This window comes from Christiangramia aestuarii (genome assembly GCF_009735585.1).
Lineage (GTDB): Bacteria > Bacteroidota > Bacteroidia > Flavobacteriales > Flavobacteriaceae > Christiangramia > Christiangramia aestuarii.
In genome coordinates this window covers 185614-202795 of record NZ_VJVW01000005.1, presented here as the reverse complement: position 1 = coordinate 202795, position 17182 = coordinate 185614, and the positions used below count along the sequence as shown (strand labels likewise).

General features: G+C 42.5%; 13 protein-coding genes and 1 tRNA gene. 5 read left to right on the top strand and 9 right to left on the bottom strand.

Annotated features, from left to right (window positions below; all coding sequences use genetic code 11):
* Nucleotides 1–55: 55 nt before the first annotated feature.
* From FLP08_RS13720 to FLP08_RS13710, 3 genes are all read left to right on the top strand, one after another.
* Nucleotides 56–1633, top strand: coding sequence for a sensor histidine kinase (locus FLP08_RS13720; protein ID WP_156277493.1), 1578 nt, complete (start codon nt 56–58; stop codon nt 1631–1633).
* Nucleotides 1634–1636: 3 nt separating this feature from the next.
* Entirely contained in the window at nt 1637–2359 is a 723-nt protein-coding gene (locus FLP08_RS13715) for a response regulator transcription factor (protein WP_083642999.1), read from the top strand.
* 201 nt (nt 2360–2560) lie between these two features.
* Nucleotides 2561–6646: an HYR domain-containing protein gene (locus FLP08_RS13710; protein WP_156277491.1), complete on the top strand. Its 4086-nt coding sequence runs from the start codon at nt 2561–2563 to the stop codon at nt 6644–6646.
* Here the strand turns inward: FLP08_RS13710 and miaA are convergent.
* From miaA to FLP08_RS13675, 7 genes are all read right to left on the bottom strand, one after another.
* Nucleotides 6630–7544 (bottom strand): tRNA (adenosine(37)-N6)-dimethylallyltransferase MiaA, encoded by a 915-nt coding sequence (gene miaA / locus FLP08_RS13705; protein WP_156277490.1) that lies wholly within the window; start codon nt 7542–7544, stop codon nt 6630–6632. The genes FLP08_RS13710 and miaA overlap by 17 nt on opposite strands.
* Nucleotides 7537–8346, bottom strand: a complete 810-nt coding sequence (locus tag FLP08_RS13700) for an ion transporter (protein ID WP_156277583.1) — start codon at nt 8344–8346, stop codon at nt 7537–7539. Before FLP08_RS13700 ends, miaA begins: the two co-directional genes overlap by 8 nt.
* Nucleotides 8347–8399: 53 nt before the next feature.
* Nucleotides 8400–9773, bottom strand: coding sequence for an exonuclease domain-containing protein (locus FLP08_RS13695; protein ID WP_156277489.1), 1374 nt, complete (start codon nt 9771–9773; stop codon nt 8400–8402).
* A gap of 15 nt (nt 9774–9788) precedes the next feature.
* Nucleotides 9789–10448, bottom strand: a complete 660-nt coding sequence (locus FLP08_RS13690; protein WP_156277487.1) for a YggS family pyridoxal phosphate-dependent enzyme — start codon at nt 10446–10448, stop codon at nt 9789–9791.
* 66 nt (nt 10449–10514) lie between these two features.
* Nucleotides 10515–11750 carry a DUF1015 domain-containing protein gene (locus tag FLP08_RS13685; RefSeq protein WP_156277485.1) on the bottom strand — a complete coding sequence of 412 codons (1236 nt, stop codon included), beginning with the start codon at nt 11748–11750 and terminating at the stop codon, nt 10515–10517.
* A gap of 120 nt (nt 11751–11870) precedes the next feature.
* Entirely contained in the window at nt 11871–12761 is an 891-nt protein-coding gene (locus tag FLP08_RS13680; protein ID WP_156277483.1) for a 3-hydroxyacyl-CoA dehydrogenase family protein, read from the bottom strand.
* Between the two features lie 123 nt (nt 12762–12884).
* Nucleotides 12885–13850 carry a Gfo/Idh/MocA family protein gene (locus FLP08_RS13675; RefSeq protein WP_156277582.1) on the bottom strand — a complete coding sequence of 322 codons (966 nt, stop codon included), beginning with the start codon at nt 13848–13850 and terminating at the stop codon, nt 12885–12887.
* A 135-nt stretch (nt 13851–13985) separates the two neighbouring features.
* Between FLP08_RS13675 and FLP08_RS13670 the strand changes: the two genes are divergently transcribed.
* Nucleotides 13986–14627: a protein-L-isoaspartate(D-aspartate) O-methyltransferase gene (locus tag FLP08_RS13670; RefSeq protein WP_156277481.1), complete on the top strand. Its 642-nt coding sequence runs from the start codon at nt 13986–13988 to the stop codon at nt 14625–14627.
* A 231-nt stretch (nt 14628–14858) separates the two neighbouring features.
* Here FLP08_RS13670 and FLP08_RS13665 read toward each other — a convergent pair whose 3' ends face one another.
* Nucleotides 14859–15887 (bottom strand): M28 family peptidase, encoded by a 1029-nt coding sequence (locus FLP08_RS13665; protein ID WP_156277480.1) that lies wholly within the window; start codon nt 15885–15887, stop codon nt 14859–14861.
* A 281-nt stretch (nt 15888–16168) separates the two neighbouring features.
* On the opposite strand from FLP08_RS13665, the gene FLP08_RS13660 reads away from it, so the two are divergent.
* Nucleotides 16169–16253 (top strand) — tRNA-Ser (locus tag FLP08_RS13660).
* Between the two features lie 49 nt (nt 16254–16302).
* Here the strand turns inward: FLP08_RS13660 and FLP08_RS13655 are convergent.
* Complete coding sequence (locus FLP08_RS13655) at nt 16303–17022, bottom strand: class I SAM-dependent methyltransferase (protein ID WP_156277479.1); 720 nt, start codon at nt 17020–17022, stop codon at nt 16303–16305.
* Nucleotides 17023–17182 lie beyond the last annotated feature (160 nt).

Here is a 17182-nt window from a genome sequence, read left to right as displayed (position 1 = left end):
TAACATTTGGTTAAACACTTTAACCTCTAAATGTTAAAATATTACTTTTGACCGCATGAATAAGAAGCTTTTTGTCCTTCTCGTTGCCCTAATGAGCCTGTCACTTATCGGTATTATTTTCGTTCAGGGATATTGGATTAAAAGCACAATTGATGACCGTGAGGAGCAGTTTTCTTACAATGCTAAACAGGTATTGATTAATGTCGCAGATGAGATTCAGAAACAGGAATTTGAAAAATATTACTTCCAGTTCAAGAATCCCGATAGCATTAATAGCAGACTTAGTGATAGAACCTTAACCGAATATTTTTATTCCAACAGGGATGAAAGCAGAAATGAGACATATTATAATTCTGAAACTGTTTTAGAGGAAGATTATAAGGTCTCATCGGGTTTTTTACAGTTCGCCCAGGATAGTATTCAGTTCACCAAAATGATCAATAAAAGGGTGACCGATATTGTAAGAAACAATCAGTTGGATGGTGACAACTTAAGTGCGAGGCAACGAATTGAACATATAGAACGTATTTCCCGGATGGAGGAGGTTGAAAAGGATATCCTGCGTTCGGCCATTTCTGAACTGGTAGTAAGACTTCCGGTGCATAAGAGGGTTTCTGAAGAGACCATTTCAGAATTGCTGGAAGATGAGCTTAAAGAAAGAGATCTAAAGACTCAATTCGAATTCGGGATCTATAATAATTCGATTGCCACGAACCTGCATTCAGAAAATTTTAGTCTGGATCATCCCGCCACCTACGCGGTACCTTTGTTCACCGATAGGGCCGGGAATAGTAGTTACCAATTATTGGTTAACTTTACTAATAAGAAGGAAGCAGTCCTTTCATCGGTGATTTTAATGGCCTGTCTTTCGATCATTTTCACCCTGATCATCGTGATCGCATATTCCAGTGCGCTTTCACAGCTGATCAAACAAAGACAGATATCGCAGATAAAAACTGACTTTATAAATAACATGACCCACGAGTTCAAAACTCCTATCGCCACGATCAACCTGGCGCTGGATGCCATTAAGAACCCAAAGGTCATTGCCGATGAGTCCAAGGTTTCCCGTTACCTGCAAATGATTAGGGACGAAAACAAGAGAATGCACGCGCAGGTTGAAAATGTGTTGCGAATCTCGAAACTGGAGAAGAACGAACTTGACCTCAAGAAAGAAAGACATCAGTTGCACGATATCATTCATGATGCAGTGTCGCATGTAGAACTGATCGTGGAGGATCGTGGTGGATATATTCAAACCCATTTTGGCGCCTTAAGATCCTCGATACTGGCCAACCAGGACCACTTTACCAATGTGATCGTGAACATCCTGGACAATGCGATCAAATATTCTGAAGATGCGCCAAAGATCGATATCTATACAACGAACGTTAAGAACTATATCTATTGTGAAATAAGGGACCAGGGGGTTGGAATGAGCAAACTGGTCCAAAAGAAAATATTTGAAAAATTCTATCGCGAGCATACCGGCGATATCCATAATGTGAAGGGGCACGGCCTGGGACTTGCTTACGCAAGGCAGATCATAGAAGATCATCACGGGGAGATCAGGGTTAGCAGCGAAAAAGGAAAAGGAAGTACCTTTATAATTAAACTACCACTAATATCTTAATACATGGAAACTGAAAACAAGAAAATTTTACTAGTAGAGGATGATCCGAACTTCGGAACCGTCCTGAAAGATTACCTCGCAATGAACGATTATGAGGTAACTCACGCCAAAAACGGAATGGAAGGGTTCGAGAAGTTCAAAAAAGACGATTTCGATCTTTGTATCCTGGATGTAATGATGCCTTACAAGGACGGATTCACTTTAGCCAAAGAGATTCGTGACAAGAACGAGGAAATCCCGATCATCTTCCTTACCGCCAAAGCGATGAAAGAGGATGTATTGAAAGGTTATAAAGTTGGGGCAGATGATTACCTTAACAAGCCTTTCGACAGCGAAGTACTTTTAATGAAGATCAAGGCGATCATGCAGCGTAAAGCTACAGATAGCGTGGCAGATTCCAAGCAATTTGAATTTGAGATCGGTGATTTTCACCTGAACTCGAAGTTAAGATTCCTTACTTTCAGAGATGAGGAGCCACAAAAGCTTTCTCCCAAGGAAAACGAACTGCTTAGATTGCTTGCCTTACACGAGAACGACTTAATGCCTAGAGAACTGGCGCTAACCAAGATCTGGAGAGACGACAACTATTTTACCTCCAGAAGTATGGATGTTTATATCGCCAAGCTTAGAAAATACCTTAAAAAGGACGAGAACGTGGAGATACTGAATATTCACGGTGAAGGTTTCAGGCTTGTTGTGAAAAACAAAGAAGAGACCGAAGCATAATATATAAATTCAGTTTCCGGGATGTACTGCATCATGGTTAATCGCCATGATGCAGTAAAATATCTCGATCCTGAGGTTGAATCTTTTCCCGGTAAATCTTCCAGTTTCAGCACTGAACCTATTATTGTAATCTTAGCATAAATTTAAGATCGGTTTTCCTACAATACTTATCTTTATGGCATTCACTCAATATGCCCTAACTTGATAAGTGCAGCCGATATTCCTGTTTTTAAAGGCGCTTCCACTAAGAGGGCCTGCACTTTCATTTTATTTCTTTTAGGTTTTATTCCAGCCGTTTTTGGGCAGGATCCAGCCGATATTGTACCCAGTTATATCTGGCAGGATAAGGTAGATCTTCCTACGGTTTCTGCTACAGACCTTAATGTGGAGGATATCACTATTTCTATTGCCACAGATTCTAAAGGGAATGTATATACCTTGTCTTTCGGTAATGGTGTACAGAAAAGGGATTCAGACGGGAATCTTATTTCTACTATTATTCCAGCTAATCAACTCGATAATCCTGTTGACCTGGCCGTTGATAATAACGATATTATTTATGTGGCAGACTATCTTGCACAGGGCAGCTGCAGTGACAATGGAAAGATTAAAGCCTTTGATCAAAATGGTCAGTTGTTAAGTAGCAAAATTCAATTGACCTCTTTTTATAGGCCCATCGGTATCGAATTCGACTCAGATAATAATTTGTATGTAGCAGAGTATAATCAGGCAAATTCAGGATGTGAAAACGATGAGTTAAGCAGGTTGAGAGTCTACAAAACAGATGGAAGTATCCTAACTAACGATACAGATATATCCCAACCATATAGAGTTGCTGTGGATTCCCAAAAAAGGGTCTTTGTAAGTCAGGGAGATGGTAGGCTTTTGATGCTGGATTCTAATTTGAATCTTATAAAAAGTATTTCCAATTTACAATCTCCTGCATCTATTGCCGTAGATAGTTTTGATTATCTGCATGTTTTAGAATATGCAGATAGAGTTGATTTTAATGACTTTATCAATTACGAGTCAATTGATCTTCTGGCTGTGGCAAGAGAAGTAAGGGACGGGATTAACAACGAGGATTTTGTGGTCAAAATTTTTGATGCCAATCAAGTTTTGGTCAAAACATTCGTCGATAAAATTGATTTTCCTTTGGATATAACTTTTAATCAATGTGACCGAATGTATGTTGATAATTCCGAAATCTTCGGGGTAAACTTTTTCGGGGCTTATATTCCTTCTCGACTGGAATTCGATCTTGAAATATATGAAAGAACCCCTGCTTTTGATATCACTAAACCTGAAATTACCTGTCCAGCAGATATCACCGTCCAGGCCCAGACAGGTAATGATTTTGCGATTGTAAACTATGCCACCGCCACTGCTACTGATGCCTGTGGTGTTTCTGTGCAACGCATTTCGGGATTGTCCTCCGGTAGTCAATTTCCCATTGGTGAGAATTATGTTGATTTTGAAGCGACAGATGGTTTTGGAAATAAATCTAGTTGTAGGTTAAGCATTACTGTTGAAGGGGAAGACCCTGAAGATACTCCACCCGAATTTGAAAATTGTCCAGCCGATATTCCTAAAAATAATGATACCGGTCAATGTGCTGCAGTAGTTACTTTTGCCACCCCAGTTGTTACCGACGATAGCGGATCTATAACTCCCACTCGAACTGATGGCTCAGGTTTAAATTCCGGTGACGAATTCCCGGTAGGGATTACGACGATAATCTACGAGGCAGATGATGGTGTAAATGGACCAGTTACCTGTAGTTTCGATATTATAGTCAGTGATAATGAAGATCCTGTATTTACAAGTTGCCTAACTGAGAATCCTTCTTTTACCATCCAGGAGGGAGAAAATCATATTCTAAATGATTATGCTTCTCAGGTTACAGTAACAGATAACTGTAGCAATGGTTTGAACCCGGTTCAAACTCCTGCACCCGGAACTCCAATTAATGAAGACCAGGTAGTGACGATTACTGTGACAGATGAGGCCGGTAATATTTCTGAACCCTGTAGTTTTACCGTGGAAATCATTCAGGAAGCTGCACCGGAGCCAACTTTTGATTGTCCCGTAGAAAGTGAATTAGAGCCGTTGTATTATGGTGAGAATTGTTCCGTAAGCGTTCCGGAATATGAAATTTTAAACCCACAAAATTTTGATGCTGAGCCATATTTGGTGCAAACCTATTCTGAAAATGAAAACTCCGTTAGTGTTACCCTACAGGTATATGATGGAGAAGGGGGAGAGTTAGTAGATGTATGCAGTTTTAATGTTGATCTAATTGACGATCTTTCCCCGACAATTTCAAATTGCCCAACTGATAATCTTTCCTTTACCATCCAGGAGGGAGAAAATCATATTCTAAATGATTATACTTCTCAGGTTACAGTAGCAGATAACTGCAGTACTGGTTTAATTCCAGTACAGACTCCGGCACCCGGAACTCCAATTAATGAAGACCAGGTAGTGACTATTACCGTGACAGATGAGGCCGGTAATATTTCTGAACCCTGTAGTTTTACCGTAGAAATCATTCAGGAAGCTACACCGGAGCCAACTTTTGATTGTCCTGCAGAAGACAGTTTTCAACCTATTACCAAGGGAGCGAATTGCGAATACGAGATACCCGATTACCGGGACCAGATCACGAATCCGCAGAACTTTACCGAGTTTAGGGTGCTTCAGAACTATATCAAGGGAGATGACCTGCTGCAGGTTAGCCTGGAAGTTTATGACGGTGACGAACTTATGGGGATTTGTGAATTTGATGTTCCCCTAGTTGATGAGACAGCCCCTCAGTTCACCGACTGCGTGAATAGGAATATAGAAATAGAAATTCCTGAAGGGGGTAATTGGACCATGGAAGATTTCCGTGATGATTTTGAATTAACCGATAATTGCGACCAGGATCTGGCGATCACCCAGGATCCCGAACCGGGAACTCCTATTACCGAAACTACCGATGTGAGAGTGAGGGCGACCGATGATTCTGGCAGATCTGCTACCTGTCTTTTTACCGTAAACATTGTTGAGGTCGCCCAGGGAGAAATTATCCTGAACTGCCCCGGCGAATATGAGATCTATCCTAATGAAAATTGCGAATATATAGTTCCCCCGTTTTCGGAAATCCTGGATTTCAGTCCTGCCGATGCCGAGATCAGTCAGTCTATTGAAGCGGGTTCTGTACTGGATCTTAATTCAGATCTTTATATAAATATTACCGCAAGCTTTAATGGTCAAACCGAGAATTGTGCTATCAATCTTATTCCGGTTAGTGAACTTGAGATAACCTGTCCCGGAGATATAATGCTGAGCCTGGCAGGAAGTGAACAAATAAGTCTGCCAGATTACAGAGATGAACTAATCGTTGATGCTACCTGCAGTCAGGTGGAAATTGTGCAGGTACCTGCTCCGGGCACTCCCGTGAGCGATGACCTGGAGATAAGTTTTGAAGTAAATGATGATCTTGGGAACTCCACCCGCTGTAGTTTCCAGTTGGATATAGTAAGGGAAGATGAATTGATGATAAACTGTCCTGGGAATAAGGAATTCGAATACGACGCGAACTGCTCCTTCATCCTGCCAGATTTTACCGATGAAGCAGAGGTTAACAATGGAGAAGGCCTGGTAGTAAGTCAGCAGCCTGCTCCCGGAACAATTATTTCAGTGGCCGAAACTGAGGTGAGTTTATTTGTGGAGAATGAAAACGGCAGAAAAAGCTGTTCCTTTTTCGTATATCTGGAAGATAATACTCCGCCTGAACTAAGACTGAAAGATATAAGCCTGCAGCTAAATACAGAAGGAATGGCTTCGATCTCTTTGGGAAATATAGATAATGGCTCTTTCGATAATTGTGATGCGGAGATAATTTATACCCTAAGCCGCACGGAATTTAGTTGTAAGAATGTTGGTGAGAACCAGGTACAGGTGACCGCAGAAGATACCAATGGAAACGTAAGCACTGCTACGGCTACAGTCACTATCATAGCTGCCGAGGGTATATGTGAAGAGATTGTGGAAGAATTCGAATATATATTCGTGTATCCCAATCCGAATACCGGTAATTTTAAAATTTCGGTTCCAACCGGTGAAAAAATAGAGCGGGTAGAGGTATTCGACCATCGTGGAAGATTCATCACGGCCAAAGACTTTGAGCCAACCGACCTTGAATATGCGATGCAGATAGGTTATTTACAGGAGGCGGTCTATGTACTTAAGATCGTAACCAATGAAAGGACAGTGGCCAAAAGGATCATTTATAAGTATTGATCTCTTTCTCTATATAATCAAAGATCTTTTGAGGTTCATCATCGTAGGCAAACCACTTGATGTTTTCGTCTTTCCTGAACCAGGTAAGCTGTCGTTTGGCAAAGCGTCTGCTATTCTTTTTAATTTCAGCTACAGCCGTTTCCAGATCCCATTCTCCATCAAAATACCTGAAAAGTTCTTTGTAGCCCACGGTGTTCAGCGCGTTCAGCTGTCTTTTTGGATATAGGGCCTTAGCTTCTTCCAGGAGTCCGTTCTCCATCATTATATCAACCCGGCGGTTGATGCGTTCGTAGATCTTTTCTCGATCTGCGGTAAGGCCAATGCTGACGGTCTTGAAATTTCGTTTCTCTTTTTCCTTATTCAGGAAAGTTGAAAATGGCTTCCCGGTAGATATACAGATCTCCAGTGCCCTGATGAGGCGGTGCGGATTCTGTACATCGGCAGTTTTATAATATTCGGGGTCCAGGGCGAAAAGTCTCTGCTGTAGCCAGTCTATTCCTTCTTCTTCCAGGTGTCTGTTCAGGCGTGGTCTAATTTCCGGATCAACCTCCGGGAAATCATCCAGACCTTCGGTAACCGCTTTAACATAAAGACCACTACCACCAACCATCACGACCAGTTCATGGGATTCAAACAGTTGCTCCAGTCTGGCCATCGCCTCTCTTTCAAAATCCCCAACCGAATAATTATCTTCCACGGAAATATGTTGAATAAAATGATGCGGGGCCTGTTCAAGTTCAAAGTTTTCCGGCACTGCGGTGCCTATCTTCATTTCTTTGTAAAACTGCCTGGAGTCGGCTGAAATGATCTCGGTGTTGAAATGTCGTGCAACTTTTATGGAAAGCGAGGTTTTTCCAATCGCAGTAGGGCCAAGGATGTTAACAAGAAAATTAGTCATTAAGAAGAAATCCGCATTTATGGCAAAACTTGGCGTTATCCAGGTGCTTCCCTTCATTACAGTTAGGGCAAACCTGGGTATTTCTTATGGGTTTATCGGTCGCCTTGCTATATTCGGCACTTACAATTCCTGTAGGAACAGCAATGATTCCGTAACCTGTGATCATGATAATGGAGGCGATCAATCGGCCTAATGGGGTCACCGGGGCGATATCTCCAAACCCAACCGTGGTAAGGGTTACGATACACCAGTAGATACTTAGGGGGATATTGTCAAATCCGCCGCCTTTGCCTTCAACCAGGTGCATCAAAGTACCTGCGATGATACAAATAATAAATACCGCGAACAGGAATACCAGGATTTTGGCCTTGCTGTTTCTAAGGGCTGAGATCAGTTTTCTTGATTCACCAATATAACGTGTCACCTTTAAGACCCTGAAAACCCTAAGCAATCTTAGTGCTCTGATGGCAAAGAGCAGGTTTGCCCCGCCAAAAATAAAGCCGATATAACTTGGAAGTGTAGAAAGCAGGTCTACGATTCCGTAAAAGCTGAAGATATATCGTTTAGGCTTGTTAATCGCAATAATCCTCAGGACATATTCTACACTAAAAATGGCCGTAATCACCCATTCAGCTATATAAAACTCCCAGGCATACTTATTTAGCAGGGAGGTGACGCTCTCCATCATTACCAGTATCACACTGATAAAGATCACTATGAGCAGGGCGATATCGAAAATCTTACCCGCAGGAGTATCAGCTTCATAAATTACTTCATGAAGTTTGAACTTCCAGTGCGGCATGGTTTTTCGGCGGTCTTTCACAGTAGGTTAAAAGTATAAAAAATTCCGGAAGCTTATTCCTGTATGGATAGATGGATGATCTTAAAGTTATGTTTTTTACGTAAAAAGCTTTGGATTATGTGCTGGGCATCGCGATTATTCTCCATTGGGTTAATAATAGACCTGATGATATCCAGGTTGTTTATCTGGTGGTTCAGGTTAAAATAGCCCACGCCCTTGAATTCCCCGTCTTCTATAAGCAGGGCGCTCTTTTCATCTACCTCTCTTCCCCGGCCAACCAGTAACATATTCTGGTTGTTGTAAGAATGTCTTTCTATAAGCATTCTAGCCCTATCGTTATATTCTTCAGGAGTTTCTTCAGCGATACAGGCGCCATGACAGCTTTTAATGGTAAAAGCGAAGCAATTCCCCGAACCCCCGTGAATACCGGAGAGGCGTTCGCAAAGCTCAAATTCTTCTACCCATTTTGTAAGGGAATTCTTGGCAGATTTCAGTGAACCGAAGGTGGTGATGCTGTTCTTTGCCTTGCTGGCCCGGCCGATTTTGAAATTTATATAGCCATCTTCATCTACCGAATGGTATAGCGCATGGCTGAAAATGTCCCTCTTCAGGGCACGATTATATCTTGGTTTGATCTCCTTGATCTCCTGGTTTTCCTTAAGCAGGGCAATGAGCTCATTTCCGGTAAGCTCATAGGAAACCGAAGCCACTTTTCGCTGCATCTCCCTGGATTTAGGATTGTCGTTGGTAAAATGCTGGTTCACCCTTTTCCTGATGTTTCGCGATTTTCCAACATAAATGATCTCCCCATTCTCATCATGGAAGTAATAAACACCGGTTTCTGAAGGCAGTTCCTCCAAGATAAAAACCAGTTTGGTGTCAAGGTTACGTTTAGGTTCCTTACGAACATGCTCCTTCATGATGTCTTTTTCATCATCCTTGTTAAGCAGCATTTTAAAGAGTTTGATCGTGGCCTGGGCGTCACCTGCGGCACGATGCCGGTCGCTTAAAGGAATTCCAAGTGACCTAACCAGTTTTCCCAGGCTGTAAGAGGGGAGTCCCGGGATAAGTTTTTTGGAAAGCTCTACCGTACACAGGCTTTTGCGTTCGTATTCGAAGCCCAGCCTTCTGAATTCGGTTCTTAATATGCGATAATCGAATTTTGCATTATGGGCCACCAAAATACAGTCTTCGGTGATCTCTACAATGCGTTTGGCAATTTCGTAGAATTTGGGCGCATTGCGCAGCATATCGTTATTGATGCCCGTGAGGTTCACCACAAAAGGCTGAATGGGCTGTTCGGGGTTAATAAGACTAATAAACTGATCGGTCACCTGATGACCATCGAACCTGTAAATTGCAATTTCGGTGATCCCTTCTTCATTGTATTTCCCACCGGTCGTCTCTATGTCTAATATCGCGTACAAATATTCTCTCCTTCGTTAATTATAATTTCGAGCCCCAAATATACTACTTCCTATCCTTACCATGCTGCTGCCACAATCTACAGCGATCTGATAATCACCACTCATACCCATAGAAAGTTCCTTAAGGTCGGGGTGTTGGTCTCTCATCTGGTCGAAAACTGACTTTAAATATTCAAATTCTGATCTCACCTGCTTTTCGTCATCGGTAAAAGTGGCCATTCCCATAAGGCCGATCACCTTAACATGATCCATCTTGGCGTAAGCTTCAGAATTCAGGATCTCTTTAGCCTCTTCTGCTGAGATTCCAAATTTTGAATCTTCCTCGGCGATCTTTATCTGTAGCAGGCAATCGATGCTCCGCTCATTCTGCTTCGCTCTCTTGTTGATTTCTTTCAGAAGTTTCAGGCTGTCTACGGCATGGATCAGGGAAACATAAGGCGCCATGTATTTCACCTTGTTCCGCTGAACATGGCCAACCATGTGCCATTCTATATCCTTGGGCAGTTCTTCCCATTTATCGGTCATTTCCTGGATCTTGTTTTCCCCGAAGATGCGCTGCCCGGCGCGATAGGCCTGCATAAGATCTTCGTTGGGTTTGGTCTTGGAAATGGCGACAAGCTTCACACTTTCGGGAAGTTCGCTCTTATATTTTTTGATATTTTCTGAAATGTCCATCCTTTATTTATTTTGAAATTAAGGATCGATAGATTCGATCAGGCTGGTTTTGTAGGGTCTAAATACTTAGAATTCGTAGATGGTAAGACCACTTCGCAATTTAGGTTCAATATAAGTACTTTTTGGCGGCATGGTCAAATTTTCATCGGCAATTTGTTTGATTTCTTCGATTCCCGCCGGCAACATTCCGAAGCCTACCCTGAATTCACCGCTATCTACCCGGGTCTTTAGTTCAATAAGGTCGTTACGGCCGTGTATATAGGCAATACGTTTATCATACCTCAGGTCTTCAATGCCGAGCAAGGGCTTCAAAATCTTTTCATATAGAATATAAGAATCAAGCTCGCTCAAAGAATCGGTAAATTCATAATTTGTCTTCCGCAGGTAAAGTGAATAGAACTCGCCGTCCAGGTACATATTGAAATGATGCTTTTTCGAAGGCTTGTACACCTCGTACCCGCGATTTTCTATGCGGAACCACTCATCGAGGAGGATAAGAAACTCTTCCTTGGTGTGACCATTAAGGTCCTTGATAAGCCTACTGAATTCAAAGATGCGAAGGTTGCTTTCAGAAATCAGGTAGCTCATAAAAAAATTATAGGCTTCCTTTCCTGTATGTTCGGGATTGTTCTCGCGGCTTTCCTTGGCCAGTAACCAGGAGGAAGCACTGCGGTGGTGCCCGTCTGCTATATAAAGCTTTTCCATGGCCTCGAACTGCAGCCTTATCTTTTCAATATTTTCAGGATCGTCTATCAACCACAGTGAATGTATCTCCTTGTTGGCCGTAGCAAATTCATATTCTGGCCTGGACTTCATCCTTTCCCTTAGCAGCTCATTGATCACTTCATTATCTGGATAGGTAAGCAGGACAGGTTCGGTATTGAAGCCAACCACTTTTAAGTATTCCTTAAAAAGTTCTTCGCGGTGGGCTATGGTGTCCTCATGCCTGCGAATCACGTTCTTCTCATAATCCTCTACACTGGCCGCCGCGATGATGCCGCAACAGGAAGCTTCCCTGGTTTTGATATTGTAGATATAATAGCAGGGCTGTTCGTCCTGGATAAAAGTGTTCTCTTCCTTGAATTCCAGGTAGCGGTTCTTCACCATCCCGAAACGCTTTTCCCCGCCGATCTCATGCTGAAATTTATAGCCGGGATTTATTATATGGAGAAAAGAGTAGGGGTTGAACTCGAGCTGTGTTCTGAGCTCTTCCTCACTGTAATCCTCGTAGGAGCGGGAAGCAACCAGGCCCGCATATTCGCGGGCCGGCCTTACCGCCTTAAATGGAAGTATTATGGTCAAATTAAATCTATTGCTTTAAAGGGATTTCTCGCTGTGCTCGAAATGAACTATAACAAGTCATTTCGAAGGAGTGCTGCAGCGCGACTGAGAAATCTCATATCTAAATCTCAATACTAATTTCTAACTGCTAAACTGTGCGGAAACCTTTTCGGCTTTTTTGCTTTCAGAATAATCGTAGAATCCTTCTCCAGATTTCACCCCGATCTTCCCGGCTCTTACCATATTGGTAAGTAGTGGACATGGAGCGTATTTCGGGTTTTTAAATCCGTCATACATCACCTCGAGGATAGAATGGCATACGTCCAGCCCAATGAAATCGGCCAGTTGCAATGGTCCCATTGGGTGAGCCATTCCCAGCTTCATTACCGTATCTATCTCGTAAACTCCGGCAACGCCATTGTAAAGCGTTTCTATCGCCTCGTTGATCATTGGCATCAGGATCCTGTTAGCTACAAAGCCAGGATAATCGTTCACTTCTACCGGAACCTTGTGCAGCTTTTTAGAAAGCTCCATGATGATATTGGTCACTTCATCGCTGGTATTATACCCGCGAATGATCTCTACCAGTTTCATGATTGGCACCGGGTTCATAAAGTGCATCCCGATAACCCGTTGAGGATTGGAAACCGCAGCGGCGATCTGGGTAATAGAAATAGAAGAAGTATTGGTTGCCAGGATGGTATCTTCGGCCGTGCTCTGGTCAAGATGCCTGAAGATCTTCAGCTTAAGCTCAGTATTTTCGGTAGCTGCTTCCACCACCAGGCTGGCTTCTTTTACGCCTTCTGAAATTTCAGTATAGGTAGTAATGTTGTTGAGCGTATCATTTTTATCGCTCTCGCTGATCTTTTCCTTTGCCACCATCCTGTCGAGGTTCTTGGAGATGGTCGCCATTCCCTTTTTAAGGCTGTCTTCAGAAATATCGATCAATTGAACTTTGTATCCGCTTTGGGCGAAAGTATGGGCAATCCCGTTACCCATGGTTCCGGCCCCTATTACTGCAACGTTTTTCATTTAATTAGTTTTTTATGGTGACTTTCTTAAACGTCATCCTGAACTTGTTTCAGGATCTCAAATTCTGGGAAGCTAAAACGAGTTCAGCTTGACGATTTTACGTTGAAAGTCTTTATTCTTTAATTATACATTAAAATTAGCAATCACCTGGTTGGCAACCTGAAGGGCTTTGGCAGCCTGCTCCATGGTGACCACAGGTTCTTTATCATTATTTATGGCATCGGCAAAACTTTCCAGTTCCTCCAGGATCGCATTGTTAGGAGAAACATCCGGGTTGTCGAAATAGATCTGCTTTTTGATCCCTTCAGCATTCTGAAGGATCATGGCGAAATCGTCGGGATCCTCGGGCGCATCCTTCATCTTCACCACCTCACATTTTTTCTCCAAAAAGTCTACTGAAATATAGGCATCACGCTGGAAGAACCTTGATTTTCTCATATTCTTCATGGAGATACGGCTGGCGGTAAGATTGGCCACGCAGCCATTCTCGAACTCTATCCTCGCGTTGGCGATGTCTGGAGTATCGCTGATTACCGAAACCCCGCTGGCATTGATCTTTTTCACCTCAGATTTCACGACGCTGAGCACCGCGTCTATATCGTGGATCATCAGGTCCAGCACTACCGGCACATCGGTTCCGCGCGGATTGAATTCCGCTAAACGGTGAGCCTCGATGAACATTGGGTTTTCTATGCGATCTGCTACCGCCTGAAAGGCAGGGTTGAATCTTTCTACGTGACCTACCTGGCCTTTTACCCCATGTTTTTTGGCCAGAGCTATCAGCTCTTCGGCTTCAGCATAGGTATTGGTGATAGGCTTTTCAATAAAAAGGTGTTTGCCGGCAGAGATCACTTTTTTAGCGACATCAAAATGGGCAAGGGTAGGAGTGACCACGTCTATCATGTCTGCATCGGCAATAAGCTTATCCAGATCATTATACATTTTGTAACCGAATTCTGAAGCGATCTTTTCGGCATTTTTCCTGTTCGCATCATAGAATCCAATTAATTCATATTCTTCAGACTGATTTAAAAGTTTGAGATGAATTTTTCCCAGGTGGCCTGCACCCAGAACTCCTGCTTTCAGCATATTTATTGCATTTTTCACAAAAATAGCATTTTGATATTAAATACTTTATAAAATTGGCCCAAATCCCCGGTGCTATTTGCTTGGGATAAATCAGCTTGTTTGACTAATTTTATAACCTGATTAAAGCATACAAACTTGAAGGATACCTACAGACATCAGGGCAAAAGACAGCAATTGGTGAGAACCGTTCGTAAAAAGGGAATCACCGACGAAAAAGTGCTGGCAGCCATCGGGAAGATCCCCCGCCACCTGTTCATGGATAGTAGCTTCGAGGACCACGCTTACCAGGATAAAGCTTTTCCTATTGCTGCAGACCAGACGATCTCCCAACCCTATACGGTGGCTTTCCAGTCACAGCTTCTAGAGATCGAAAAGGGAGATAAAGTGCTGGAGGTAGGTACAGGTAGCGGCTACCAGACCGCGGTGCTTTGTGAACTGGGAGCAAAGGTGTATAGCATCGAAAGGCAGAGGGAGCTTTATAAAAAAACCAAGACCTTTCTTACAAAACTGGGTTATCGACCCAAATTCCTGAGTTTTGGGGATGGATACAAGGGGATCCCGGAATTTGCTCCTTACGAAAAGATCATCGTAACCGCCGGAGCTCCGGTAGTGCCTAAAGACCTGCTCAGTCAGTTAAAAGTAGGGGGAAGGCTGGTGATCCCTGTAGGAACCGAAGTGCAAACTATGACGCTTTTTATCAGGAAATCTGCCAAGGAGTTTGATAAAACCGAATTTGGAGCCTTCAGGTTCGTACCATTGCTGGAAGACAAGAACTAATTCTGAAGTACGAGTTACGAATTTGGAAGTACGAAGTACGAATTACGAGATAAGAAAGCCGAAGGTCGAAATATGAATTACGAAATCTGAACTCCTAACCCCGAAATTCTAAATCAAAACTATCAAATTCTCACATCTCACATCTCACATCTCACATCTCAATACTCAATACTAAAAACTAAAAAGCCCCGCTAAAAAACGAGGCTCCTTCAATTGTTTATTTCCGAAGATTTATTTCCCGGCTGCGGTGCTTTCAGTAGCCTTATCAACTACCAGTCTGGCATCACGGTTAGCGATCTCCCATGCAGTAAGGAAAACCAATTTAGCTCTTTTAGCTAACAGGTCGTATTCGATCTTTTCCGGAGTATCGGTATGCTTATGATAATCTGCGTGCGTTCCGTTGAAATAGAAAATGATCGGGATATTGTTCTTGGCGAAATTATAGTGATCACTTCTGTAATAGAAACGGTTAGGATCGTTCTCGTCGTTATACTTATAATCCAGGTCCAGATTGATGTATTTCTCGTTCACGCTCTCACTAAGATTGTGAAGATCTGTGCTTAACTTATCGCTTCCAATTAGGTACACATAGTTGTCATTACCTTCGTGAGCGGGATCGATTCGACCAATCATGTCGATATTAAGATTGGCAACGGTATTTTCCAGCGGGAAAATTGGCTCATCGGTATAGAATTTAGATCCTACCAGGCCTTTTTCTTCTCCAGTAACATTAAGGAAAAGGATAGATCTTTTTGGGGTATAACCGTCTTTGGAAGCTTGTACAAAGGCTTCCGCGATCTCAAGGATACTTACGGTTCCAGAACCATCATCATCGGCTCCATTATAAATCCTTCCCTGGTCGTCCACACCCACGTGATCGTAGTGAGAGGAGATCACCAGGATCTCTTCAGGTTTTTCAGAACCTTTAAGGAAGGCCACCACATTTTCAGTAGGCTTTATATTCCCGTTCCTGAAATAGCTGGTAGGCACCTCCTGGTAATAATCATCCCCGCCAATAGGAGAGGGGAGGTTCAGTTTTTTATATTCATTCTTAAGATATTCGGCTGCTTTCTTTTGTCCGGGCTCCCCGGTTTCACGGCCTTCGAATTCGTCGCTGGCAAAAGTGTATAAATGTTCTTTAAGCTCATCGGCAGTGATGCTGTTGGCATACTCCATTGGGTCGGCATTTTCCACTTTTCCGTTCTGCGCGCTGCAGGACAAAAGGATAGCAGGAAAAGCTATAACCAGTATTTTTTTCATTTTTAAGTTATTTTTTTTGAATAATTGCCGCCAAGATAGCGGTTTTGATATTAAATAAATACAAGACTTCTATAAATATAGACCATTCTGCTGCGGAAAGGTTTAAAAATGATCTGAATGGATTTCGGATAAAATATGATGGGAAATTTTTTATGCTGAAACTAATTGATTCTGAAAGCGATAAAAATTAGTTTGAAAAAGTTTCTGAAAAGCTTGTTTTAAATTGAAAAAGCTTGTTATATTTGCACCCGCATTCAGCAAATAGCTGATGAGGCACTCAGGGAGAAATGGCAGAGTGGTCGAATGCGGCAGTCTTGAAAACTGTTGAGGGTCACACCTCCGGGGGTTCGAATCCCTCTTTCTCCGCAAAGAAAACCCGCAATGAAAATTGCGGGTTTTTTGTTTTATGCGGTAATCACTTTTTTACAAAAACCATACAATGCTGCCAAGGCAGATTATCTTTGTTTTCTTTTAACCTGAAACCATTTGCTTCAAACTCCTTTACCGCCTGGGTTTCGGTCATTTTATGCAGTTTCTTGATGGGGATAGAGGCGTCTTCTCCTTTATATTCTATCAGGTAGATCCTGCCATTCTTGCGTAAGGCCTTATACATGGACTCCAGCATTTCAACGGGATAACTGAATTCGTGATACACATCTACCATCAGGATCTTGTCTACTGAATTTTGAGGTAGATTCACACTTTTTTCTGAACCTTTGATGATCCTGACATTCCCTTGACCGGATGATTTTTTCTTCTTCTCTATCTCACTTAACATCTCCGGCTGAATATCTACGGCGTAAACCAATCCGTTCCCAGCCAGTGGTGCCATTTTGAAAACATGATAACCAGAACCCGCACCAATATCGGCAATAGAATCTCCTGGCTGGATGTTCATGTTTTCGATCAGCCTGCTGGTATTTTCCTCTTTTTCCCTTTCCGGACGTTCCAGCCAGCCGATTCCCTGGTATCCCATGACATGAGCGATCTCCCGACCTTTATAAAATTTACCTATGCCATCAAAACTTCCTGATTTATACGTATAGGGCTCGCTTTCGGTTTCCGTTTGTCCTTTACACTGGTAAAAGCCGAATGCCAGGAAACATAAAAGAATGGAGTAGAAATGCTTTTTCATGATATGAATTTGTATATCATAAAGTTAATCAAAAACAAGACTTTCAGGATATGCTGGTCTTAAGGGGGAAAAGCTGAAGAAATTAAAAGAAAAATGATCGGGCTTTGGGCTTAAGCAAATCGAGAGGAAAAAAGATTAGAGAAGTGACTGCTATCATGGC